Source organism: Algiphilus aromaticivorans DG1253 (assembly GCF_000733765.1).
GTDB classification, from domain to species: Bacteria; Pseudomonadota; Gammaproteobacteria; order Nevskiales; family Nevskiaceae; genus Algiphilus; species Algiphilus aromaticivorans.
The window spans coordinates 3,636,590-3,658,789 of record NZ_JPOG01000001.1; the positions used below are offsets into that span (position 1 = coordinate 3,636,590).

The 22,200-nt window shown below is 67.8% G+C and carries 22 protein-coding genes and 1 pseudogene; 14 read left to right on the forward strand and 9 right to left on the reverse strand.

Translation table 11 applies throughout. The features are described 5' to 3' along the window. Positions 1 to 9 precede the first annotated feature (9 nt). The 3 genes and pseudogenes from panB to U743_RS16970 all read left to right on the forward strand — a co-directional run bounded on the left by panB (position 10) and on the right by U743_RS16970 (position 1,710). Positions 10 to 764, forward strand: a pseudogene (gene panB, locus U743_RS16960) (3-methyl-2-oxobutanoate hydroxymethyltransferase). A gap of 92 nt (positions 765 to 856) precedes the next feature. Continuing rightward, complete coding sequence (locus U743_RS16965) at positions 857 to 1,330, forward strand: SRPBCC family protein (RefSeq protein ID WP_043770088.1); 474 nt, start codon at positions 857 to 859, stop codon at positions 1,328 to 1,330. Then, complete coding sequence (locus U743_RS16970) at positions 1,327 to 1,710, forward strand: cupin domain-containing protein (protein ID WP_052368332.1); 384 nt, start codon at positions 1,327 to 1,329, stop codon at positions 1,708 to 1,710. The genes U743_RS16965 and U743_RS16970 overlap by 4 nt, the downstream gene beginning before the upstream one ends. 15 nt (positions 1,711 to 1,725) lie before the next feature. On the opposite strand, the gene U743_RS16975 is transcribed toward U743_RS16970, so the two are convergent. Then, entirely contained in the window at positions 1,726 to 3,285 is a 1,560-nt protein-coding gene (locus U743_RS16975; protein WP_043770092.1) for an ATP-binding cassette domain-containing protein, read from the reverse strand. Between the two features lie 330 nt (positions 3,286 to 3,615). Here U743_RS16975 and U743_RS16985 point away from each other — a divergent pair, with 330 nt between their 5' ends. Both U743_RS16985 and U743_RS19355 read left to right on the forward strand, forming a co-directional pair. Beyond that, positions 3,616 to 3,957, forward strand: a complete 342-nt coding sequence (locus U743_RS16985; protein WP_198022100.1) for a GNAT family N-acetyltransferase — start codon at positions 3,616 to 3,618, stop codon at positions 3,955 to 3,957. Positions 3,958 to 4,073: 116 nt separating this feature from the next. After that, positions 4,074 to 5,705: a M1 family aminopeptidase gene (locus U743_RS19355; protein ID WP_052368333.1), complete on the forward strand. Its 1,632-nt coding sequence runs from the start codon at positions 4,074 to 4,076 to the stop codon at positions 5,703 to 5,705. A 28-nt stretch (positions 5,706 to 5,733) separates the two neighbouring features. Here the strand turns inward: U743_RS19355 and U743_RS16995 are convergent, their stop codons facing one another. After that, positions 5,734 to 6,642 carry a LysR family transcriptional regulator gene (locus tag U743_RS16995; protein WP_052368466.1) on the reverse strand — a complete coding sequence of 303 codons (909 nt, stop codon included), beginning with the start codon at positions 6,640 to 6,642 and terminating at the stop codon, positions 5,734 to 5,736. 127 nt (positions 6,643 to 6,769) lie between these two features. Here U743_RS16995 and U743_RS17000 point away from each other — a divergent pair, with 127 nt between their 5' ends. After that, the gene (locus tag U743_RS17000) at positions 6,770 to 7,558 is read left to right on the forward strand and encodes an SDR family NAD(P)-dependent oxidoreductase (RefSeq protein ID WP_043770096.1); all 789 of its coding nucleotides are present in this window, start codon (positions 6,770 to 6,772) and stop codon (positions 7,556 to 7,558) included. Between the two features lie 19 nt (positions 7,559 to 7,577). Here U743_RS17000 and U743_RS17005 read toward each other — a convergent pair whose 3' ends face one another. Then, positions 7,578 to 8,492 carry a LysR family transcriptional regulator gene (locus tag U743_RS17005; protein WP_043770099.1) on the reverse strand — a complete coding sequence of 305 codons (915 nt, stop codon included), beginning with the start codon at positions 8,490 to 8,492 and terminating at the stop codon, positions 7,578 to 7,580. 135 nt (positions 8,493 to 8,627) lie between these two features. On the opposite strand from U743_RS17005, the gene U743_RS17010 reads away from it, so the two are divergent. The 3 genes from U743_RS17010 (at position 8,628) to U743_RS17020 (ending at position 9,910) form a co-directional block, all read left to right on the forward strand. Then, on the forward strand, positions 8,628 to 8,894 hold the full coding sequence (locus U743_RS17010) for a hypothetical protein (protein WP_156966492.1): 267 nt from the start codon (positions 8,628 to 8,630) through the stop codon (positions 8,892 to 8,894). Positions 8,895 to 8,967: 73 nt separating this feature from the next. Continuing rightward, positions 8,968 to 9,369: a GFA family protein gene (locus U743_RS17015; protein ID WP_043770105.1), complete on the forward strand. Its 402-nt coding sequence runs from the start codon at positions 8,968 to 8,970 to the stop codon at positions 9,367 to 9,369. 136 nt (positions 9,370 to 9,505) lie between these two features. Next, positions 9,506 to 9,910 (forward strand): MAPEG family protein, encoded by a 405-nt coding sequence (locus U743_RS17020; protein WP_043770108.1) that lies wholly within the window; start codon positions 9,506 to 9,508, stop codon positions 9,908 to 9,910. A 106-nt stretch (positions 9,911 to 10,016) separates the two neighbouring features. Here U743_RS17020 and U743_RS17025 read toward each other — a convergent pair whose 3' ends face one another. Both U743_RS17025 and U743_RS17030 read right to left on the reverse strand, forming a co-directional pair. Next, a complete protein-coding gene (locus U743_RS17025) occupies positions 10,017 to 10,880 on the reverse strand; it encodes a mechanosensitive ion channel family protein (protein ID WP_043770109.1) in 864 nt (287 codons plus the stop codon). Between the two features lie 14 nt (positions 10,881 to 10,894). Continuing rightward, positions 10,895 to 11,686, reverse strand: a complete 792-nt coding sequence (locus U743_RS17030) for a hypothetical protein (protein ID WP_043770111.1) — start codon at positions 11,684 to 11,686, stop codon at positions 10,895 to 10,897. 110 nt (positions 11,687 to 11,796) lie between these two features. Here U743_RS17030 and U743_RS17035 point away from each other — a divergent pair, with 110 nt between their 5' ends. After that, the gene (locus U743_RS17035) at positions 11,797 to 13,083 is read left to right on the forward strand and encodes an FAD-dependent oxidoreductase (RefSeq protein ID WP_043770113.1); all 1,287 of its coding nucleotides are present in this window, start codon (positions 11,797 to 11,799) and stop codon (positions 13,081 to 13,083) included. Positions 13,084 to 13,155: 72 nt separating this feature from the next. Then, entirely contained in the window at positions 13,156 to 14,214 is a 1,059-nt protein-coding gene (locus U743_RS17040) for an esterase/lipase family protein (protein WP_052368334.1), read from the forward strand. On the opposite strand, the gene U743_RS17045 is transcribed toward U743_RS17040, so the two are convergent. Then, positions 14,190 to 15,212, reverse strand: coding sequence for an AraC family transcriptional regulator (locus tag U743_RS17045; RefSeq protein ID WP_043770116.1), 1,023 nt, complete (start codon positions 15,210 to 15,212; stop codon positions 14,190 to 14,192). The two genes, U743_RS17040 and U743_RS17045, sit on opposite strands and share 25 nt — an antisense overlap. 119 nt (positions 15,213 to 15,331) lie before the next feature. Here U743_RS17045 and U743_RS17050 point away from each other — a divergent pair, with 119 nt between their 5' ends. Beyond that, positions 15,332 to 16,375, forward strand: coding sequence for a fatty acid desaturase (locus U743_RS17050; protein WP_043770119.1), 1,044 nt, complete (start codon positions 15,332 to 15,334; stop codon positions 16,373 to 16,375). A 92-nt stretch (positions 16,376 to 16,467) separates the two neighbouring features. Beyond that, on the forward strand, positions 16,468 to 17,388 hold the full coding sequence (locus tag U743_RS17055) for a bile acid:sodium symporter family protein (RefSeq protein WP_052368335.1): 921 nt from the start codon (positions 16,468 to 16,470) through the stop codon (positions 17,386 to 17,388). Here U743_RS17055 and U743_RS17060 read toward each other — a convergent pair. The 3 genes from U743_RS17060 to U743_RS17070 form a co-directional block, all read right to left on the reverse strand. Next, positions 17,370 to 18,185, reverse strand: coding sequence for an NYN domain-containing protein (locus U743_RS17060; RefSeq protein ID WP_043770122.1), 816 nt, complete (start codon positions 18,183 to 18,185; stop codon positions 17,370 to 17,372). The genes U743_RS17055 and U743_RS17060 overlap by 19 nt on opposite strands. A gap of 65 nt (positions 18,186 to 18,250) precedes the next feature. Next, a complete protein-coding gene (locus U743_RS17065; RefSeq protein ID WP_084191637.1) occupies positions 18,251 to 19,540 on the reverse strand; it encodes an OmpP1/FadL family transporter in 1,290 nt (429 codons plus the stop codon). 74 nt (positions 19,541 to 19,614) lie between these two features. After that, on the reverse strand, positions 19,615 to 21,069 hold the full coding sequence (locus tag U743_RS17070; RefSeq protein ID WP_043770124.1) for an alkaline phosphatase PhoX: 1,455 nt from the start codon (positions 21,067 to 21,069) through the stop codon (positions 19,615 to 19,617). 237 nt (positions 21,070 to 21,306) lie between these two features. Between U743_RS17070 and U743_RS17075 the strand changes: the two genes are divergently transcribed. Continuing rightward, positions 21,307 to 21,966, forward strand: coding sequence for a class I SAM-dependent methyltransferase (locus U743_RS17075; protein WP_043770126.1), 660 nt, complete (start codon positions 21,307 to 21,309; stop codon positions 21,964 to 21,966). The last annotated feature ends 234 nt before the right edge of the window (positions 21,967 to 22,200 follow it).

A 22,200-nucleotide genomic window follows, 5' to 3' on the forward strand; every position in this document is an offset into this window, starting at 1 on the left:
TGAGGACGGATGGCTGACGGCAAGCACAACGCGAGCGCGCTGAAGGCGATGAAGGGGCGGATGTCCGTTCCCATGCTGACCGCCTACACGACACCGATCGCCCGCTGCCTTGAGAAGGCGGCCTACCGGTTCTTCTCGTCGGTGACACCGTGGGGATGGTCGAGATGGGCTTGGCCAGCACGCGCGAAGTCACAGTGGCACACATGCAGTACCACATCGGCGCGGTGCGCCGGGGTGCGCCAAGTACGCACATCGTCGGGGATCTTCCCTATGACAGCGATCGCGATCCGGAAACGGCATTGCACAATGCGCGGCTGCTGATCAATGCCGGTGCCGACAGCATCAAGCTGGAAGGCCCGAAGCTGGAGGTGATCCGCCATCTCGTCGCTGGTGGCATCGACGTGGTCGGTCATACTGGACTGACCCCGCAGACCGCGGCGGACTTCAAGCAGGTCGGCCGACAAGCGGATGACGCCGAGCGCATTGGGCGCGAGGCTGCGGCCATCGTCGAGGCGGGCGTTTTCATGCTGGTGCTCGAGCACATCCCGGAGCAACTGGCCGCGCGGATCACCGGGTCAGTGCCGGTGCCGACGATCGGTATCGGCGCAGGGGCTTCCTGCGATGGTCAGGTGCTCGTCATCAACGATGCCATCGGCCTTGGCGAGAAGTGGCCGCCCTTTTCTCGCCAGTACGCTCATGTCAGTCAGACCATCACCGAGGCGGCAGAGCGTTTCGTGCAGCAGGTGGTGGATCGCCGCTTCTGAGCGCGGTTGAGCCGAGACGGTTGCCTCAGGCTTCGCCGTCGAATTTCTGCAGCGCCATTCGACCAGCACCAGTGGCCTCGAAAGGTGGTTGGATGAGAACCGATTCCGCATCACGCGTGATTGCGGCGCCCGCGGAGGTGATCTACGCGGCGCTGCTCGACCCCGGCGCCATGGCGCGCTGGCGACCGCCGGCGGGCATGCGCTGCGAGGTGCACACCTTCGATGCGCGCGAAGGCGGTGGCTTTTGCATGACCTTCGCCTACAGCGATGCCGGACACGCTGTAGCGGGCAAGACCAGCAAGCACGCCGATGTCTTCGAGGGGCGCTTTGTCGAGCTGGTGCCGGATGCACGCGTCGTCGAGCGGATCGATTTCGTCTCGGAGGATCCGGCATTCTTCGGGCCGATGACGGTTGTCACGTCACTGACGCCGGTTGCCGGCGGCACGGAGGTGACGATCACCTGCAAGGATGTGCCGAGCGGCATCCGCCGCGAGGATCACCAGGTCGGCCTGCGCTCGACGCTGGCCAATCTCGCCGCTTATACCGAGCACGGAGCACAGGGATGAATCTCACGGAAAGTTTCGCTGTCCTGAAGCCGAATCACGGCGTCGAGCCCATCGACGTCTCGCCCGCGATCTACCAGCAGCTCGACGAGCGCTACGACGGCTTCCGCGGGCACGTCCTGGTCTCGCTGCACGCCTTCGACACGCCCTGGGGCAGCTGGGAGCGGCATCCGCACGGCGACGAGATCGTCGTGTTGCTCGCCGGCGCGGCGGAAATCACCCTGCGCCGGGACGCGGGCGACGACGTAGTCGCGCTGTCGGCGCCGGAGGACTACGTCGTCGTGCCGCGCAACACCTGGCATACGGCCAGCCGCGTGCAGCCCGGTACGCGCATGCTCTTCATCACGCCGGGCGAGGGCACCGAGCACGCCGATATACCCTGAGCGGAGGCGGCGCCGTCACAGCGTCAGTGTGTGGGTGACGCCGATGCGCGCGACGAAGTCCTCGTCGTGCGAGACGACGACGAGGGTGCCGCTGTAGTTCTGCAGCGCCGCCTCGAGCAGCTCGCGGGAATCCAGATCCAGGTGGTTGTCGGGCTCGTCGAGCAGGAGCGTCGCCGGTGGTTCGGCACCGCCGGTGACGGCGAGCAGGGCCACCTTGAGCCGCTCGCCCCCGCTGAGCGCGGCCAGCGGCAGCAGCGCCTCGTCGCCGGGCAGGCGCAGGCCGGCCAGGCGCGTGCGCCAGTCGGCATCGGCCGCTTCCGGATGTAGGCGCCGCAGGTTGTCGACCGCCGAGGACGTCGGGTCGAGCAGGCGGAAGTCCTGGTCGAGGTAGACGCAGGATCCGTGTCGCCGGCAGTTGCCCGACTCCGGTGCCAGCCGGCCCGCCATGATCCTCAGCAGCGTCGTTTTGCCGCAGCCGTTGGGTCCGTGCACTCGCCAGCGCTCGCCGGCGCGCAGCGTCAGCGACAGCGGTGCATGCGCGCTCCCGGGCAGCGTCACCGCTTCCAGATGCAGGCGCACGGCAGCGCCATGCCCATCGCCGGCCAGCGGGAGCCGCTGTGTCGGCAGCGCCTCGCGCTGTGCGCGATCCCGTTGCAGCTGTGCCGCGACGCGGGCTTCGCGCTGCGCGTGCGCGATCCTGTTCCGGCCGCCACGATTCTCGGCGCGCTCGGCGCCCTTATCGAGCAGCATCTTGCTCTGCGAGCCTGAGCGGCGCTGCTTCTCTCCCTGCCGGCGGCGTCTGGCCGCGCGCTCGGCAGCGGCCTGGCGCTCCTCGCGCAGGCGGCGGCGCTGCTTCTCGGCGTCGTCGATGCGCTGCTCCAGCGCTGCCGCCTCGCGCTCCCGCCAGTTCTGCAGCGCCTCGTAGCTGCCGTGACGGCGCAGGCCGTCCGCGCGCAGCTCGAGGACGGCGTCGGCGCCGCGCAGCAGCGTTCGGTCGTGGCTGGCCACCAGCGCGCCGCCCGGGTGCGCCTTGAGCCGCTCGAGCAGCCACCGGCGGCCTGCGGCATCCATGTGATTGCTGGGCTCGTCGAGCAGCAGATAATGGTTGCGGCGCAGGAAGGCGGCGCACAGCGCCAGCCGGCTCTGCTCGCCGCCGCTGAGCGTGTCGACCGCCCTTTCCATGTCCGTGTTAAGGCCCGCATCGGCGAGCTGCTGCTGCCACTGCGCCGGCAGATGCCAGAGCGCGGCAACGCGGTCGAGGTCGGCCGGCTCGGCGTCGCCGCGCGCGATGCGCGCGAAGGTGTCGTGCAGGTGCGTCACGCCCAGCGCATCGGCGACGCGGCCGGCCGGCAGGCGCTGAAGCTGGTCGACGCGATAATGGGGCCGGTGCCACTGGATGTCGCCCGTGGTGGGCGCCAGCTCGCCGGCTAGCAGCTTCAGCAGCACCGATTTGCCGCGGCCGTTGGGGCCGACCAGCGCGGTGACGCCTTCCTCCAGGCTGGCCGCCAGATCGTGGAAGAGGCGATGATCGTTGAAATCGACGGTGAGATCGGAGAATCGACCGATGACCGACATGGGCTGCCTCCCGGCGGGCGGGCAGGCGGCGGTTGCCCTGCTGTCGGCAGGTTGCCGCCTGCACGCGAAAGCGAGCGCCCCGGTGCGGGGCGCGGAAGCTCGGTGCGGGGGCTTACTGCTTCATTGCCGGATCGACTCCGTCGCGATGGCGGACTGCGGCACAAGTCTAGCTGCGTCGTTTGCGGCGATCCAGCCAGCGCGGCGCGCATGAAGATTCGGGTCTATGCCGAGGGCGATCTGGAGGCCGTTGTCGCGCTGTTCACGGCGGCGATTCACACGCTGGCGGCGGATGCCTACGACGCCGCGCAGCGCGCGGTCTAGGCGCCCGAGTTGCCGGATCTGGTGGCGTGGCGCAGTCGTCTGGCTCGTTTGCAGGTGCTGGTCGCCGAAGCAGACAACGCGCTGGCGGGCTTCATCGGCTTCAGCACCGACGGTCATATCGATCTGCTCTACACGGCGCCGGAATATGCGCGGCGGGGCGTTGCCTCGGCGCTCTATGGCGAGACCGAGCGGCGCCTGTCCGCAAGCGGCGTACGGGTGCTGTGCACCGAGGCGAGTCTGGTTGCCGCGCCCTTCTTTTCCCTCCAGGGCTTTACGGTTGCGGCGCATCAGCGCATCAGCGCGTCAGCGCGTCAGCGCGTCAGCGCGTCATGCGTCGCGGCGTGGCCTTAGCGCGCTACGTGATGCGCAAGCTGCTCTGAGGTTTGCGGCGGGATGCCAGCGCATCGCTTGGCGCCTGGGCTAAGCTGTGTCGGTCAGTTGCGTTGCCGAAGGCGCGGGAGCGGAAGATGGCGACACATCGGGTAGGCATCGTCGTCTTCGAGAACGCCGAGGTTCTGGATTTCTGCGGCCCCTTCGAGGTCTTTTCGGTGACGCGGCTGGACGAGGACCAGCGGCGCACGACGGCCTCGCCCTTCGAGGTGGTGCTGGTGGCCGAGAGCACACGTCCGGTGCGCGCCAACGGCGGCATGACGGTAGTGCCCGATTACGCATTCGCCGATTGCCCCCGGCTGGATATCCTCCTGGTTCCGGGAGGCTGGGGCACGCGCGCCCAGATCGCCAATACCCACACGCGCGCCGCATCGTCGTCGATGCCTGAGGGGCGCGCGTGGCCGGCAGCGGCGGCACTGCTGCTTGCCGTTGCCGGGTGCAGCAGCGACAGCGATGTCGGCAGCGACAGCGAGCCGCCGCCGGCGCGCGAGAACTGGCAGCGTGCGCTGCTGCACACCGATCTGGAACTCGACCTCGCGACGATGACCGGCCGGGCCGTGATATCGGTGGCTGACGGCGAGGCGCCGGGCGCCTCATGGGCGGTCGGGGGGCTCGACATCCATGCGGTGCGCGGCGCAGACGGCCCGCTGACCTATCGGGTGCGCGACGGGCGCCTCGACGTCGGCGTGCCGGATACCGGGGCGCCGGTGGTCGTGACGATCGACTATCGCTTCGCGGCCCAGGAGGCCTTCGAGGGCTGGATGGCGGGTGCTGGTCTCAGCTTCCTCTGGCCAGCGTTCTGCAGCAATCTCTTCCCCTGCAGGCCGGCGCCGGCCGAAGGGCAGACCTACACGCTCGCCATCAATGGCGTCGCCGAAGGCGACACCGCCGTGTACCCGGCGACGATTCCGGCCCCGGCGCCGGCCTATATGCCCGCTGTCGCCGTCGGGCCATTCACCGAACTGGATCTGGGCACGACGCAGGCCGGCACGCGGCTGAAGGCCTGGTACCCGGCGGCAGCCGCGAGCGCAGCGGCGACCGGCACGGCGCATCTGGTGGCGGTGATGGATTTCTACGAGCAGACCTACGGCCCATACCGCTACGGCGATGTGGCGGGTTCGGTAAGCGCGGCCTGGGAAGCGGGTTTCGGTGGCATGGAGCACCATCCCTTCTGGCACGTCGCCGCCGATGCGATGGATGAGCCGGAGGTGCACGCGCACGAAGCCGCGCACGGCTGGTTCGGCAATGGCGTACGCATGGCCTGCTGGGAGGACTTTGTGCTCTCCGAAGGCACGGTCAGCTATATGGCCGCCCGCGCGCTCGGCCGGCAGGGCGTGGATATTTGGCCCGAGTACGATTGCCGCCTGCAGCGTATCTGCCACGATGAGCAGCGCAATACCGTGGCCCGCCCCGATGGCTGCAATGCCATCACCCTTGATGAGCATCCGCTCTGGTCGCAGGTGCCCTACATGAAGGGTGCGCGCTTCTTCCGGGAGGTCGCGGCGCTGGTGGGTGCCGGGCCGCTGGATGCGGCCCTGGCCGATTTCCATCAGCGCCATGTCGGCGACGCGGCGCGCATGGAAGAGCTGATCGCGGAGTTGCAGGCCGCCTTCCCCAGCGAAGCCATGGCCATCGCCGAGCTCGCCGACGGCTGGCTGCGCCAGCGCGCTTGTCCCGCGATTCCGGACAGGGACTGCCCCGCCGGTTGATCCGTCCCTGTGGCGGGTCGGCTGCGCTTCAGCGTGCCGCAGCCGGGAGCCCCATAACCGTGGCGCGGCGGATGAGCGCATCACCGATATGCGCGATGCAAAGCCGCAGCTTGGCTGGCGAGAAGCGCCGGTGCGGATAGACGGCGTGGACGGGAGAGGCCGGCAGCGGGTGCTCGGGTAGGACGACCTCGAGGCGCCCGGCGGCGACATCCTCGTGCACGTCCCAGATCGACTTGAGCACCAGTCCGGCACCCTGCAACGCCCACTGATGTGCGATATCGCCGTCGGAACTCGCCAGCGGCCCCGACACCGGAATGCTCGTGCCATCGGCGAAACGCCAGTGCGACTGCGGCGGGTCGCCCATGCGCACGCAATCGTGGGCGGACAGATCGGCCGGCGAGCGCGGCCATCCTCTGCGTGCCAGGTACTCGGGCGTTGCGCAGATCACGCGCCGGTTGGCGGCCAGCGGGCGCGCGATCAGCGAGGAGTCGGACAGCGCGCCGAATCGCACCGCGAGGTCGAAGCCACCCTCCACCAGCGGCATGACGGCATCGCTGGCGTGCAGCTGCACATGCAGGGCCGGGTGTTCGTTCTGGAACTCTTTCAGCAGCGGTGCCAGCCTACGCGCGAAGGCGACGGTGGAGGTCACACGCAGCGTGCCGGAGACGGTCCTGCTGCCGCTGGCGGCTTCGTCTTCGGCATCGGTCAACTCCGCCAGGATGCGAGCGCAGCGTACGTGGAAGGCGGCACCCGCATCGGTGGGCGTCAGGCTACGCGTGGTGCGCTGGATCAGGCGCGTGCCCAGGCGCCGTTCCAGCCGGGCGAGTCTGCGACTGACCACCGCGGCCGATACGCCGAGTCGGCGTGCGGCCCCGGCGATGCTGCCCGTATCGAGGATTGCCGCAAAGCTGCGCAACTCGCTGAGATGGTCGCTCACGGTCAGTTGTGGCCGATGGATGCGGGCCAATTATTGCGGAATTTGCAAGAGATCAACGTCTGCATCGGATATTCATGCCACTACGGTCGCCTTCTAGACTGCGCCCAGTTCAAACTGGAGACGCTTCATGCGCATCGATCTCAGCGGTTGCACGGCCCTCGTCACCGGATCCACCGGCGGTATCGGCTTCGCTGTCGCGACCGGCCTTGCGTGCGCAGGGGCGACTGTCGTCATCAACGGGCGGCAGCAGGCGCGCGTTGCGGCTGCGGTCGAGCGACTGCGGTCCGCGGTGCCGGATGCGAGCGTGCGCGGTGTCGCTGCAGACGTCGGCACCGCGCAGGGTTGTGACGCACTGCTCGCCGCCGAGCCTTCCGTGGACATCCTGATCAACAATGCCGGTGTCTTCGGCCCGCAGGACTTCTTCGAGACGCCGGACAGCGAGTGGCAGCGCTTCCTCGAAGTCAATGTGCTCTCCGGCGTGCGCCTGTCTCGCGCCTACGCGCCGGGCATGGTTGAGCGCGGTTGGGGCCGCGTGATCTTCATTTCCTCGGAGTCGGCGCTCAACATCCCGGCGGACATGATCCACTACGGCGTCACCAAGACCGCCAATCTCGCAGTGTCGCGCGGTCTGGCCAAGCGGTTGGCCGGCACGGGCGTGACCGTCAACGCCGTGCTGCCAGGCCCCACCCTTTCCGAGGGCGTGCAGGCGATGCTGGAGGGGCAGGTCGACGGGCGTTCGATCGAGGCCGTCGCCACCGACTTCGTCCGCAGCGAGCGCCCGAGCTCGATTATCGGGCGCGCCGCCAGTGTCGAGGAGGTTGCCAACATGGTGGTCTACGTTGCCTCGCCGCAGGCATCGGCCAGTACCGGAGCGGCACTGCGCGTGGACGGTGGTGTTGTCGATACGATCGCCTGAGTGGCGGGTGCGGCTACCGTCAGTCGCGGCGCTGTGCCAGCTCGCGGAAGCTGCCCACGACCTCCTGCGCCAGCACTTCGCCCACCCGGTTCAAGGTGGGGCGGCGGATCAGCCCGATGTGGTAATCGCCCAGCGGTGGCAGGCCGTGCTCCGGGCCGAGCGTCTGCAACGGGGCGTGCACCAGGCTGGCGGGAAAGGGGGCGACGGCGAGATCGGCCAGCAGCGCCGCTTCCTGCCCCGCGCAGTGCTCGCTGGTATAGGCGACGCGGTAGCTGATGTCGGCGGCATCCAGTGCTGTCAGCGCCATGGCGCGCCAGGCGCAGCCATGGCTGGCCAGCGACACCGGTAGCGGCGTGGACTGCGAAGCGACGCCGCCCTCGCGGCCGGCCCAGACCAGGGGCTCGGTGTGTACGATCTCACGCCGTGCGGATTCCATGTCGGTGTTGCCGAGGGTCACCAGCGCCAGATCCAGCTCGCCGGCATCGAGGCGCCGGATGAGGTCGCGACTGCGGCCGCCGATGACGTCCACCTCCACGGCTGGATAGGCGCGCGCGAAGTGCGTGAGCAGGCGCGGCAGGATGCGCGTGCCGACGTCATCCGGCGTACCGATGCGCACCGTGCCTTCCAGCGCCGGCGCCAGGAAATGCGAGACCGCTTCCTCGTTGAGCTTGAGCAGGCGGCGCCCGTAGCTCAGCAGCGTTTCTCCGGCGGGCGTCAGGCGCACGTGGCGCGCGTCGCGCACGAAGAGCGTGTTGTCCAGCACTTCTTCCAGACGCTTGATCTGCATGCTCAGCGCCGCGGGCGTGCGGTGCACCCGTTCCGCTGCCCGACTGAAGCTGCCGCTCTCGGCGATGGCGACGAAGCTGCGCAGCACGGCGGCGTCGAGCAGTGGAAGCGCACCGGATCGCGACAGTGGTGGGGGTGAATCGGCCATGGGAATGCTATAAGAAAAACTTAATCATTATTGTAGAACTATTAGCTGGACTGAATCCATCCCGAGCCACATCCTTGTCGACATCACGGCGCCGGCCGAATGCCGAGCGTTGTCCGTACCGACAAGGAGACCGTCATGTCCCAGCAGAAGCAATCCACGAAAAGCCTGTCCCGTACGCAGCAGTTGCCCGACTTCCGGATGCCGGCGATGCCCCCGCTGGAGCTATTCGCGGCCATCGACCGTGGTATCCGGGCACTCATCCGCCGTCGGCGCCTGAATCGGCAGTTGCGCTGCGACGCCCGCCTGCTGGACGACATCGGGCACAGCGACAGCTCACTGCGCGACGCCATGAAGCCTCGTGCCGGAGCCGGCAGCGATCCGGTCGGACGCGCGCGATCCTGAAGCGCCGTCGCCGCGCGCGACGGCAGTGCCATGGCGTGCTACAAAATGGCTGAAGCCACGCCAGGATGGAATCATGAAGGGAGCATGTCTTTGTGGTGCCGTGACGGTCACGGTTCCGGACAACACCCAGATCAGCGCCTGTCATTGCGGCATGTGCCGCCGCTGGGGTGGTGGCCCGCTGCTGGTGGTGCACTGTGGATCCAATGTGCAGGTCGCGGGCGCCGATGCGGTCACGACTTTCGCATCCTCTGATTGGGCCGAGCGCGCCTTCTGCTCTCGCTGCGGCACGCATCTCTACTACCGGTTCGTGCCGGCCGACGAATACGCGCTGTCCGCCGGCCTGTTCCAGGACGGGCCGGAGCTGATGCTCGAGGAGGAGATCTACATCGACAGCAAGCCTTCCGGGTACGCATTCGCTGGCGACGCCCAGAAGCTGACCGAAGCGCAGGTGATGGCGAAGTACGCGCCGGATTGAGGCGGTGCCGCCGACGAGCAGCCCGCTTTTCCCCGGATCGGCGGCGGCCGTATCGATGTTGCGCAGCAGGCTGCCCACCATGCGATAAACCGCGCTAATATTGAACCCTCGTTCATTCGAATAAGAAGGGAGACCGATGACCGCCTTGACCGCTGTTCTGCTGTTCGCCACCTGGACACTGCTGCTCGCACTGTTCTACGCCCTGCCGCGTGTGCCGCGTGTGCTGCTTGGCCAGCAGCGCGCCGACGCCTGGACCCGCGGCAATGCGCCGGTGGATCCGCCGATCCTGATCCGTGCGCAGCACGCGCACTACAACTGCCTGGAGACGCTGCCGGTCTTCGCCGCGGTGGTCCTCGCTGCGGCCGTGATGGGCCAGGAAGCAGCGCTGGCTGGTCTGGCCGCGTGGGTGCTCTATCTGCGCGTCGGCCAGAGTGTTGTGCACCTGATCGGCACTTCCTTCCTGCTGGTGCTGATCCGCGCGACGCTCTTCATCGTCCAGCTCCTGCTTATCCTCGCCATGGTCTGGAAGCTGCTGGCCTAGTAGTGTGCCGCCGTCTCGGTGGCGCGGCATACCCGAGACAAGCGCAACGCCCCACGCCGACCGAAGAGCCGGCGTGGGGCGTCGGCGTGTCCGGCCCCGAGGTTTTCTATGCGCGGTGGTTGTCGGTCCCGGGGGGCGCATCCTCCGGCACGATGCGAACCGGCATCGGCGCTGTCTGTGAGCCGGCGTAGAGCGAGCGATGCGGGAAGGGAATCTCAATACCGGCGGCGTCGAAGGCGTGCTTTATGTCCGCGAAGATGGCCGTGCGCATTTCCAGGAAGTTCTCGCGCAGCGCCCATACCGAGAACTGGAGGGTCATCGCCGAGTCGCCGAAGCCGGTGAAGATGAACAGCGGCTCCGGCTCGTCCAGGCACAGCGGGTTGGATTCGGCGGTGCGCTTGAGCACATCGTGAACGTGCGCGATGTCCTCGTGATAGGCCACGCCCAGCTGCATGTCGAAACGCCGGATGGGAAAGCGCGTCAGGGTGGTGACCTCGCTCTTGATCAGTGTCTCGTTCGGGATGCGCACGAAGAGGTTGTCGAAGGTGCGCAGCTTCACTGACAGCAAGTCCACTGACAGCACCTCGCCGGTGGTGTCGTTGACCTTGATGATGTCGCCGATCGAGAAGGAGCGCTCGCCGAGCAGGAAAAGACCACTAATGAGGTTCGATGCCGAGGTCTGCGAAGCGAAGCCGAGCGCGATGGAGAAGATGCCGAGCGCGCCGAAGAGCACCGCGAGCTTGAAGCCCAGTTGATGGAGCGCGGTGGCAAGGAAGATGCCGAGGATGCCGTAGAAGACCGTGCGGCGAAGCAGCATGAGCTGGTGTTGGTGCAGGCGGTGACCCAGCAGGCGGGATGGCAGCGCCCGCGCCAGGCGCGCCAGCAGAAGCCCGACCAGGACGAGCACCACGGCTTGCATGACTTGCACGGCGCGTTCATGGGCGGCGAAATCGAGTAGCTGCTGCAGCACGATGGTCTCCGGTCCTATTCGCGGAAGATGCGGCTGAAGGCGCGTATGGCGGCGCCCCGCGTCGATGGCGTGCGCGCTTCAGCGACGGCTTCGGCGTTCGGCGCCTCGGCTGGCGCGCCGCCGCCCACGCGCAGCGCTGCTACATCGTTGTCGTCATCCCGCTCCAGCGTCAGGCTTTGCGTCCAGAGTCCGTGCTGCTCGTCTGCGTAAAGGCCGAGTGCCGGCACGGGCAGGCTTAGCTTCTCCAGTGACAAGGGCGTAGGCGCGCGATTACGGATATGCACCGGGCTGATCGCACGGTTCGGCCGGCGTGGCAGCTCCGCGAGCACGGTGCGCGCGCTGGTACGCGCGGCATAGCAGACCTTGCCCTCGCGGGTATTCGGGCCGAACCAGCTGTCGGAGAGGCGTAGCGTCTGGATCTCGCAGAGTGGTTCCGCGTTGTCGCCGACGCAGAGGCTGAGGCTCAGCGGCGTGCTGATGTATAGCGTCGTCGACTCCCCGCTGGGCAGAAAGACCGGTTCCAGCGTGCGCACTACGATCGGGCGGTCCAGCAATCCCGGCTGCAGGCGCACAATGTCGGTCTCGGGGTCGAGAACATGGCGCTGGCGGTTGTCCTCGGGCGGTGGGGCGTCACTCTCGCTCAGCGCCAGGCGCATGCTGTGTACATCGTCGTCGCGCTGCCAGGCGACGATCCAGGCGTCGTGGCTGTGCTGCATCCAAACCCGGAGCGGACCGATGACGGCCTCCAGCGTGCGGCCCTTGCTCAGCGTTCTCGGTGCCCACCACGCCTGCTCGATGTCGTTCACGCCAGCGGTCCTTCTCATTCGAGCCGTCATTTCAGCGTGGCATCTTCGCATGCCGTCACGTTGCGTGGCCGGTAAGCTGCGCGAATGCAGGATACGAGAAACGGTGACGCGTGAGCGCGCCGGCACGCATCGCGATTGTCGGCAGCGGCATTGCCGGGCTCAGCGCTGCCTGGCTGCTCGGGCGCGAGCACGAGGTGACGCTGTTCGAGCGTCACGACGCGCCGGGGATGAGCGCCTTCAATGTCAGCGTGGAGACGGCGGCCGGCACGCAGCGCGTGGATGTGCCCTTGCGTGTCTTCAAGGCGGGCTACTACGCGAATCTTTGCGCCCTGTATCGCGCCGCCGGAGTTGCCATGCAGGCTTCGGATCATGCCGCAGTCTTCTACCGCGCCGGCGAGGACCTGCCCTATTTCCGCTACCGCAATCTGCATCTGGGGCGCTGGTCGCTGCCGCTGGTGGGGCTACGGAATGTTAGCGGGTTGGCGATCGCGCGCGAGGTGCTTCGCTTCCAGCGTCAGGGGCGCGCCGATCTCTCGGCGGGCAGGGCGGCAGGGCTCAGCCTTGACGGCTATCTGGAGGCGCATCCCTTCAGCGAAGCCTTCGTCGAAGGCGTGCTGCTGCCCACCTTCGCGGCCATCGCGACTTGCGGCTACGCCGATGTTCGCCGCTATCCAGCCGAAGCCATTATCGAATTCTTCACCCACGGTTCGCTGCTCAGCGGGATCTGGCGGGCGCGTTTCGGGGCGGATGACGCCATCGCGCGACTGCTGGCTCCCGCCCGGGCAGTGCGCTGCCACAGCGAAGTCGTGGCGATCCATTCGGAGCCGGACGGTATTCGCGTGCGGATGGCCGACGGCAGCGAGCAGCATTTCGACCACGTCGTGCTCGCCGTTCAGGCCCATCAAGCGCGAAAGCTGGTGGCCGACCACGACCCGAAGGCCGCGGCGCTGCTGGCACGCATTCTCCACGCCGCCAGCGAAGTCGTCGTGCATTCCGCGTCGGAGACGATTCCGGGCGGGGTCACGCCCGGCTCGCCGGTGAGCTATCTGGTGGCGGAGGCGCACGCGGCGCCCATGGCGAGCATCCATCTCAACGCCGTCGTTCCGGCACTGAAGACTGAGCCGCCGCTGTTCCAGACATGGAACCCATTGCGCGAGCCGCGCGCCGACGCGGTGCTGGGCCGTGCTCGCTTCGAGCGGCCGCTGGTCACCCTCGATAGCCAGGCCGCGGTCGCGGAGCTGGTCGCACTGCAGTCCGAAGGGCAGCGGCGGCTGCATTACTGCGGCTCCTACGCCATGCCCGGCATTCCCCTGCTGGAGAGCGCCGTGCGTTCGGCGATGGCGGTTGCCGAGTGTCTGGGTACGCCCGCGCCGTGGGCGGACTCCGGCCCGGACTGAGTCCGGAAGGGCCACGCCTGTCGGTGATCCAGCGAAGGTATGCTGGCGTGAATGCTGTGTCGAGAACCCGCGATGTTCCTGCGCCTTCGTTATCCGATCCTCGCCCTCCTGCTGCTCGGCCTGGCCGCCTGTGGCGGCGATGATGGTGGTCCGTCTGCTGCCGCGGAGCCGCCGCTGGAAACCAGCGTGGAGGCCCGCGACGCGGCGTTGAACTGTACCGAATTCAGCAATCCTGACAGGCCGCCGGTGCTGCTCGTCCACGGCACCTTCACCTCCGGCACCGAGCAGCACACCGCCTTCTACACACCGCAGCTGGTCGAACGCGGCTTCGACGTCTGCATCGTCACCTATCCTGACCGCGGTCTGGGCGATATGCAGGTCTCGGCCGAGTACATCGTTCACGCCCTGCGCGAGATCCACGCCGAGACCGGTCGCAAGGTGGCGATGATCGGGCACAGTCAGGGCGCGCTGATGCCGCGCTGGGCGATCAAGTACTGGGCGTCGGCGCGCGAGGCGTTGGCCGACTTCGTGCTGATCGCAGGCCCCAATCACGGCACGGACATCTCGTTTCCCGCGACCCTCGGGGAAACGCTCTTCGAAGCCTTGGGGCTGAATATGCTGCCGGTAGGTGGCGTACCGGCGGTCTTCTACCAGTTCCCGCCCGGCTCGGATTTCATCGCCGCACTCAATGCCGGCGACGAAACGCCGGGCGATGTCGATTACACCAATCTCTACACCACCTTCGACGAGTTGGTGCAGCCCGTCGCCCCCGAGCCGACCGCTGCGCTGGATCTGGGGAAGGACAACCCGCGTGTCGCCAACATCCTGCTGCAGGATGTCTGCCCCGGCCATCCGGCCGAGCACCTTACGATCGGCACGACCGATACGCTGGCCTTCGCGCTGGCGCTGGACGCGATCAGCAACCCCGGGCCGGCCGACATCGAGCGCGCGGGTGGGGCCTCCGAGCTGTGCGGGCTGGTACCGATGGATCTGGAAAGCCTGCTGATGCCCGAGCGCGCGGCCGACCTGCTCGAGATTGTCAGCGACACCCTGGGCAATCTGCCGCCGGAATTGCATCTGACCAGCGGCGAACCGCCGCTCAAGCCCTATGCGGAGGCCGACGCGCCCTGATTGCCGCGCAGTGCGCTCGGTGCCTTACCGGTCCATCGCCGGCAGGCGCGGGCGAAGCTGCTGGTGTCCGAGAAGCCGAGCAGATAGGTGATCTCGCTGATGCTGTGGCGTCCCTCGCGCAGATAGCGCAGCGCCAGTTCGCGGCGGGCGCTGTCGCGCACCTCGGTGTAGGAGCTGCCGGCTTCGGCCAGTCGCCGTTGCAGGCTGCGCGCCGACAGGTGCAGCGCCTCGGCCACGCTCTTCTGCGACGGCTCGCCGTGCGGCAGCTGATCGACCAGCGTGGCCTCTACCCGGGTCACGATATTGGTGGTGTCGAAGCGCGCCAGATAGTGCCGCGCGATGGCTTCGTGCTGCCGGGCGAGCTCGGGATTGGCGTCCTCCAGCGGCCGCTCCATGGTGGCGCGGTCGAAGACCAGCCGATTGCTGTCTGCGCCGAAGGCGATGGGCGCGCGCAGCACGGCCTCGAAGGGCGCCGGGTCGCGCGGCGCGGGGCGTTGCAGCGCGATGCGCAGCGGGCTCACCTGCCGCCCGGCGAAGGCGCGGCACATGCGTATGTAGACCGAGACGAAGGCGTCGATGGCTTCCGGCGCCGGCCTGGGTTCGGTGCCCGGCGTATCGATGAGCAGGTGATACTCGCTGCCCCGGCGTTCGAACTGCAGCTCGCCGGCGCTGGTGACGATGCGGAAGTAGCGCTCGATGCGTTCGAAGGCTTCCTTCAGCGAGGTGCTGGCGGGCAGCGAATGCCCCAGCGCGTGGAAGGTGCTCTGGCGCACGGCGCTGGCCACGCGCAGGCCGATGGCCTCGTCGCCGGTCGCCTCGCGCGCCAGCGCCCACAGCCGCGTCGTCTGCGCCAGCGGGTAGCGCGCGTCCGGGTCATCGAGCAGGCGCGGGTCCATGCCCGCCTGTTGCAGCAGGGTGGCGCTGTCGCAGCCGGCTTCCTCGACGGCGCGGCAGATGGCGCGGACCCATGAGCTGAGCGTGGTGGCGGTATGCGGCATCGACAATTATGAGCACGCTTGGCGCGCGATGTCCGAAGACTGGCGCATCAGGCCCTGTGGCGGCAGCGGTGGCGGACTAGATTGCAATCCCCACAACGCAGCTTCAACAGGAGGCATGCATGGCCTACGATTCCCGCGTCGGCGAATTGACCGACAGCCAGAAGACCGAACGCATCAAGACCGTGGTCAGCGAAGCCGGCCGGCAATTGCGCGAGCGTCATCCCGTGCTGAAGTATCAGAACGCCATCGGCGCGAGCATCCTCGCCCTGGCGCTGGCCGGCATGGTCGGCAGCGGCTGGCTCTACATCGCCGGCACGATCCCGGCGTGGCTCTGCATCCCGCTGGTGGCCTTCTTCGCCTCGCTGACGCACGAGCTGGAGCATGACCTCATCCACTGGATGTACTTCCGCGGCAAGCCCTGGGCGCATCACCTGATGATGGGGCTGGTCTGGCTGGCGCGCGCCAGCACCGTGAACCCGTGGATCCGTCGCGGCCTGCACTTCCACCATCACAAGTACTCCGGCACCGAAAGCGACGTCGAGGAGCGCGCCATCACCAACGGCGAGCGCTGGGGATTGCGCCGCCTGCTGATGACCGGCGACAACATGCTCTCCATCCTGCTGCGCCTCGGCCGCCTGCCGGACTGGAAGCAGCGCGGGCGCATGCTTCTGCGCGGCCTGATGGCCTATTTCCCGCTGGGCTGGGCCTTCTGGGGTGCGTGGTACGCCTTCCTCGGCTTCCACATCACCAACGGAGTGGCGCTGCTGGCGGGTGGCGCGATCGACTGGTCCGCTGGCACGCTGGCCGTCATGGAGGTGCTGAACGTGGCGGCGGTGGTCTACCTGATTCCGAACCTGCTGCGCACCTTTTGCCTGCACTTCGTGTCCAGCAACATGCACTACTTCGGTGACGTCGAGGCCGGTAACGTCATCCAGCAGACGCAGGTGCTGAATCCCTGGTGGCTGCTGCCCTTCCAGGCCTTCTGCTTCAACTTCGGCAGCACCCATGCCATCCATCACTTCGTCGTCAAGGAGCCCTTCTACATCCGCCAGATAACGGCACCCACGGCGCACCGCGTCATGCGCGAGATGGGTGTGCGTTTCAACGACACCGGCACCTTCCGCCGCGCCAACCGCTGGGGCGACGAACGCGCGACTGCCTGACAGCGCGGCCGGGCTGCGGCACCATGGCCGCAGCCTGGGCCGTCGTGCCCTGACGCAAGAACCGGCCACAGAGCCGGTCCGAGGAGGCATCCGTGGACGACGTCAATCTGCTCGTCGAGGTTCTGCTGCCGGCGACCCTGCTGCTGATCATGTTCGGCATGGGCATGACGCTAACGCCGCGCGACTTCATCCAGCTCAAGAACTATCCGCGCGCGGTGGTGGCCGGCCTCGGTGGCCAGCTGTTGCTGTTGCCGGCGGTGGGTTTCCTGTTGGCCTGGGTCTGGGGCTTGTCGCCTGCGCTGGCCGTTGGGCTGGTGGTGATGACGGCCTGCCCGGGCGGCACGACCTCGAATCTGGTGAGCTTCCTGGCGCGCGGCGATGTGCCGCTGTCGGTGACGCTGACCGCGGTCAACAGCTGCGTCGTTGTCTTCACGATCCCGCTCTACGCCGGCCTGGCGATGGATGCCTTCGCCGGCGAGGCCGTGGACGTGCCCATGCCGGTGGCTTTCGTCATGGCGCAGGTCTTCATGTACACCATTGCCCCGATCTCGCTGGGCATGCTCGTGCGCCGCTTCGCCCCCGGCTTCGCCACGCGCATCGGGCCGGCCTATGACCGCTTCGCAGCGCTCGCCTTTCTCTTCATTCTGATCGCCATCCTCTGGAATTCGCGCGACAGCATTCTGTCGATGGCCGCCACGGTCGGCGGTGTGACGAGCGCGCTGGCGCTGATCATGACCGGCATCGGGCTGGGCCTTGGCTGGCTGCTCGCAGTACCGACGCGGCAGATCATCACGCTGGGCATCGAGGTGGGCATCCAGAACACCGTGCTCGGCATGGTGGTGGCCGGCTCGGTGCTCGACGGCATGCGCGGGCTGGAGGGGGCGGTGATGTACATGCCCTCGGCGGTCTACGGCCTGCTGATGTTCCTGCCGGCGCTGGCCGTCATCGTCTACGGCCGTCGGCGCTTCGGCGCGGCATTGCCGGGCCGGGCCGCTCAGGCCTCGGCGTCGTAGCCGGTGATGATGTAACCGCCCGACTTCTCGTCGTGCTGCAGCTTGATCAGCTTCTTCTTCTGCGCGGCTTCCAGTAGCGCGCTGAAGCTGCCGAAGCCGTGGTAGCTCTCGTTGAAGCCGGGGTGCCGGCGCTTCAGCGCCTGCTTGACCATGGAGCCCCAGACCTTGTCCTCGCCGGCGCGTTCGCCGAAGAGATCCTCGACCGTTTCCAGCACCAGATCCAGCGCTTCCTGCTCGCGACTGTCCTTGGTCTTGGTGGTCGACTTCTTGGCGGCGGCCTTGGAGGCCGAGCGCCGCTTGCGCCGCGCCGGCTTCTCGGAATCGCGCACCAGATCGTCGTAGAAGATGAACTCGTCGCAGTTCGAGATCAGCAGATCCGAGGTCGAGCTCTTGACGCCGACGCCGATGACCAGCTTGTTGTTCTCTCGGAGCTTGCTGACCAGCGGCGAGAAGTCCGAATCGCCGGAAACGATCACGAAGGTGTCGACGTGGCCCTTGGTGTAGCAGAGGTCGAGCGCGTCGACCACCATGCGGATATCGGCCGAGTTCTTGCCGGCCTGGCGCGTGTGCGGGATCTCGATGAGCTCGAAGGAGGCCTCGTGCATGGGTGGCTTGAACTCCTTGTAGCGCGCCCAGTCGCAGTAGGCCTTCTTGACGACGACGTTGCCGCGCAGCAGGAGGCGCTCCAGCACGCGCCGCATGTCGAAGGCCGAGTACTTGGCGTCGACGACGCCGAGGGCGATGTTCTCGAAGTCGCAGAACACGGCCATGTTGTAGGTGCGGGCGGATTCGGCCATGACAGCTCTCCCGGAGACGATGCCGTCATGGTAGCCCTCCGGCGAAGGGGCGGCTGGCGGCGCGCTCAGTTCCCGCCGAAGCGCCGCGCGGCGGACAGTCCGAATTGCTGCACGCGCAGGCCGACATCGGCCTCGCCCCCGCCGAAGGCGTCGGGGATCGAGTCGTGGCCGTGAATGGTCTGCTTCGGAGAATAGCTGTAGAAGCCGCTCAGCTCCCAGTCGCCGAATTCGTAGCTGGCGCCGGCGGTGTAGTGGGTCGTCGCCATCACCACGCCGAAGAAGCCGAAGAGGGTTTCGCTGCGGCGCGCCAGCTGCTCGGCATGGATGTAGCCGGCTCGCAGCATCAGCGCCGGTGTTGTCTGCCACTCGATCGCGAACTTGTAGGCGTTCTGGTTGCGGAAGCCGAAGCCGGGGCCGTTCTCGCTGCCCAGGCGGTTGCCGGCGGCGAGCTGGGCGATCTGGTTGCCGAAGGCCTTCTGCGCGCTGTAGTGGTAGCGCTGGAAGTCGAAGGCCAGCGTCAGCTCGGGGGTTGCGGCGAAGCCCAGCCCGGCGCCGTAGATTGCGGGCAGCTGCAGTCGGCCACCCTCCGGCAGCAAGCCTCGGTAGGCGTCGTGCTTCTGCGTCCAGGTCTGTGACCGATAGGACGCCGCCGCCCATAGTCGCTCGGTGAGCGTGCCCTTCCAGCCGAGCGTGAAGCCGATGCCGAAGGCGTCGTCGGTGGCGCGATTGGTGACGGCCTCGGGGGCGACCGAGACGTTGTTGGGACTGCCTTCCGGGGCGGTGAAGCCCTGCAGACCCTGGACCTCGAAGCGCTGATAGCTGAGGTTCAGCGCCGCCCCGACGTGCTGGTCAGGCGTCAGGCGATGGGCGAGGGTGATGGCAACCCCGCTCTGGCCAAGCGCCAGCTCGGCGCGCGGCCCGCCGCCGAAGCGGCCGTAGGGATTGTTCTCGTACTCGGGGCCGATGCCGGCGCTCTGGATATTGAAGGCCAGCGCCCAGTCCTCGGCCAGCGCGAAGGCCGCGCCGCCCTGTGGGATGGGGACCAGCACCGAGCGGCTGTCGTAGCGCTCGTCGGCAGCCGCGGCGTTGTCGCGGATGGTGCCGGAGGCGCGCGGCACGCCGAAACTCACTCCCACATCGAAGCGCTCGCCCATGGCCGCGGCGTGCGCGGGATTGCCGCCCAGCGCCGTGGTGTCGCCGCCCAGGGCGTAGCTGACGCCACCGCGCCCCATGGCCTTGACGCCGTTGCCGTGCTCGAAGGGCCCGAGCGGCGCTGGCGCCGTCGTCGGCCACAGGCCGAGCAGCACCGCTGCCAGCGTTGCTATGACTCCCGCCCGTCCGTTTGCTTCGCCCATGATCGCCCCGATTATTTATTTAACGGCGTGAAAATAACACGCCGCGGGGGATACCGACCCGAGTGGATGCCGACTTAAACGCTGCGGCGGCGGAAGGCTTCGGGAATGCGCAGCTCGTAGGTCACGCCGGTGCCGTTGCGCAGCCCCGGAATCCGGCTGATCAGGTCGAGGTTCTGCAGTGGAATGTTCGGGCCCCGCTGGCTGTTGAAGTAGAGCCGTGAGCCGTCCGGCGTGAAGGCCGGGCCGGTGATCTCCGAGCCGGGCAGGTCGATCTGCAGCAGCGTTCGCGCCGGCATGCCGGGGTGCACGACGATCAGCCGCATACCGTCGCCGTCTTCGGCGACCACGACATCGCCCGCCGGGCTGACAACGACGTTGTCGACATCGTCGAAATCCGGGTCGACGAAGTCGTTGTCGAAGACGGACTGAATCAGCCCGTTATCGATATCGTAGGCGTAGACCCGGTTGTCGCCCTTGGTGGCGAAGAAGGCCACCGCGCGCATCGGCCGATCGCCGCCGGGCGGGACGCTCTGCAGCGCCGCCGGCACTTCGTAGAGCCACAAGCCCTCGCCGCCGCGGAAGCGGGTGCCGGGTATGGCCATGCCGGCTTCGGCCAGCGTGGCGCGCACCGTGCCCTGCGGCTGCGTCACGTCGGCGACGTCCGTCCAGCGCACGCGGCGCAACGCGCGCGCATCGCTGTCGGATTCGATGTAGCCATCCGCCTCGAAGCCTTCGACCTCCATGACCTGGAGCCGGCCGCTCTCCATGCGCAGCCGTGGGCTCTCACCCCGAGTGTCGAGATCCGCCTCCTCGCAGACAAAGCGATAGAAGCGGCCCTCGCCGTTGTCTTCGGTGTAGTACACCGTGCGCTCGGCGAGGTCCACGCAGGCTGCCTCGCGGTTGAAGCGGCCGGCGGCATCCAGACGCCGTGCCTCGGCGCTTGTTCCGAAGGGAAAGCATTCCCAGGCATAGCCGTCGCCGGTTTCCTCGCAGGAAATCCAGCTGCCCCAGGGGGTGGTGCCGCCGGCACAGTTGCGTCGCGTGCCGTCGAGGATGCGGTAGGCGTCCACGACATTGCCCTCGGCGTCGAAGCGCAGCGCGCCGACGCCGCCGTCGCGAGAGCTGCCGAAGGTGCTGCCACCGATGTTGACCTCGGAGTTGCAGACATAAACCCAGCCGCCGTCCTCGGCCGCATACACCGCGCCACCGTCCGGCGCCTGATGCCAGACATAGCCGCTGGCGCCAAAGGGGTCGAAGAGGCCGGTCACGGGGTTGCTCAGATGGGCCGCGACGCGGCGGACCTCAAAGCCCTCCGGTATGAAGACGCGGTCGACGCCCGAATCGCGCAGCGCGCCGATATCCATGAGCGGGCCCGGCTCCAGCGGAAGGCCGTTGCCTCCCGGGAGACCACCGCCTCCGCCACTACCGCTACCGCCGCTGTTGCTACCGCAGGCTTGTAGTAGCGGGCCGGCAGCGAGAGCGCCGCCGGAATAGAAGATGTGCCGCAGTAGATCGCGTCGGGAGTGCATGAATTGAGCGCGGTGGTTGGCTAGTAGCGCGCAAGTTTCTGGTGGCTCCGTGACGCCCGTATGACCGTCGCAGCACGTTCCATGAGGGGGCAAGGCCTTCGGCAATCGCGGGTTCTGGTTTCATGGGCGCGGCGGCCGTCGCGACGCAAACCGCAGCGTCGATGTGATCGCGAATGAGACGCATCCATTAGTAGTGCGCTAGCATGGGTCTTCCCTTCGCGCGCCAGAGTGTCGTTCGTGGACAATGAAGCCCTGTCCCGCCAGTTGCGGCAGCCGCACGGCCGGGAAGCTGTCGATCTCGGTGAGCAGATGAGCCGCAACAACGCCGCGACCAACCGGCGCTGTATCGCGGCTATGGCGCTGCAGGCAGGTAATCGCGTGCTCGAGATCGGCCCCGGCAATGCCGCCTTCGCCGGCGAGATGGTGTCGGCGGCAGCCCACGTGCGCTACCTGGGCGTCGACTGGTCGGAAGCGATGGTCGCCCAGGCGCGGGCCCGCTACCGCGACAGTGCCGAGAGCGACCGGATCGCGCTGCTGCGCGGCAGTTCCGAGACGCTGCCCTTCCCCGACGCGAGCTTCGAGCGCGTGCTCGCCGTGCACACCCTCTACTTCTGGCAGCCGGCAGAACGACATCTACAGGAGATCCGCCGCGTGCTCCGGCCCGGCGGGCTGCTCTGCCTGGCCTTCGGTGATAGCCATTTCATGGCGCAGCTGCCATTCACGGCCCACGGCTTCCATCTATATGACCGGCAAGCCGCGGAAGCCTTGCTCGCCAGCAGCGGCCTCGCGGTTCAGGCCTGCGATGAGCATCGCGAGACGGGCACCAGCAATGCCGGAGCGCTCGTCGATAAGCGAGTCCACATCCTGCTCGCCACGCCGGACTCGTCATCGATGTGATCGGGACGCCGAGCCGGCGGCGATATTCCGGTCAGCGCGCCGGCACACCAAGATTGCCCCGCCGGGGCACCGAGGGGCTCTCGAAAGGCCTCCGCCATGGCGCCTTCGGCTGAAGCGCGCGCCCGCCGGGCGAGAGTCGCCTGTCACCGATCCGTCATGCCATCCCCATCAAATTGTCACAAAGCGCCTGTAGGTTTCGCGGCGTCTAGGGAACATCGGGGTCACTAGGTCGGC

What these genes read in the sequence shown, in the direction of transcription:
- U743_RS16965 (WP_043770088.1), top strand. Translation starts at nt 857, where the DNA reads ATGAGAACCGATTCCGCATCACGCGTGATTGCGGCGCCCGCGGAGGTG.
- U743_RS16970 (WP_052368332.1), top strand. Translation starts at nt 1,327, where the DNA reads ATGAATCTCACGGAAAGTTTCGCTGTCCTGAAGCCGAATCACGGCGTC.
- U743_RS16975 (WP_043770092.1), bottom strand. Translation starts at nt 3,285, where the DNA reads ATGTCGGTCATCGGTCGATTCTCCGATCTCACCGTCGATTTCAACGAT.
- U743_RS19355 (WP_052368333.1), top strand. Translation starts at nt 4,074, where the DNA reads ATGGCGACACATCGGGTAGGCATCGTCGTCTTCGAGAACGCCGAGGTT.
- U743_RS17000 (WP_043770096.1), top strand. Translation starts at nt 6,770, where the DNA reads ATGCGCATCGATCTCAGCGGTTGCACGGCCCTCGTCACCGGATCCACC.
- U743_RS17005 (WP_043770099.1), bottom strand. Translation starts at nt 8,492, where the DNA reads ATGGCCGATTCACCCCCACCACTGTCGCGATCCGGTGCGCTTCCACTG.
- U743_RS17010 (WP_156966492.1), top strand. Translation starts at nt 8,628, where the DNA reads ATGTCCCAGCAGAAGCAATCCACGAAAAGCCTGTCCCGTACGCAGCAG.
- U743_RS17015 (WP_043770105.1), top strand. Translation starts at nt 8,968, where the DNA reads ATGAAGGGAGCATGTCTTTGTGGTGCCGTGACGGTCACGGTTCCGGAC.
- U743_RS17020 (WP_043770108.1), top strand. Translation starts at nt 9,506, where the DNA reads ATGACCGCCTTGACCGCTGTTCTGCTGTTCGCCACCTGGACACTGCTG.
- U743_RS17040 (WP_052368334.1), top strand. Translation starts at nt 13,156, where the DNA reads ATGTTCCTGCGCCTTCGTTATCCGATCCTCGCCCTCCTGCTGCTCGGC.
- U743_RS17045 (WP_043770116.1), bottom strand. Translation starts at nt 15,212, where the DNA reads ATGCCGCATACCGCCACCACGCTCAGCTCATGGGTCCGCGCCATCTGC.
- U743_RS17050 (WP_043770119.1), top strand. Translation starts at nt 15,332, where the DNA reads ATGGCCTACGATTCCCGCGTCGGCGAATTGACCGACAGCCAGAAGACC.
- U743_RS17060 (WP_043770122.1), bottom strand. Translation starts at nt 18,185, where the DNA reads ATGGCCGAATCCGCCCGCACCTACAACATGGCCGTGTTCTGCGACTTC.
- U743_RS17065 (WP_084191637.1), bottom strand. Translation starts at nt 19,540, where the DNA reads ATGGGCGAAGCAAACGGACGGGCGGGAGTCATAGCAACGCTGGCAGCG.
- U743_RS17070 (WP_043770124.1), bottom strand. Translation starts at nt 21,069, where the DNA reads ATGCACTCCCGACGCGATCTACTGCGGCACATCTTCTATTCCGGCGGC.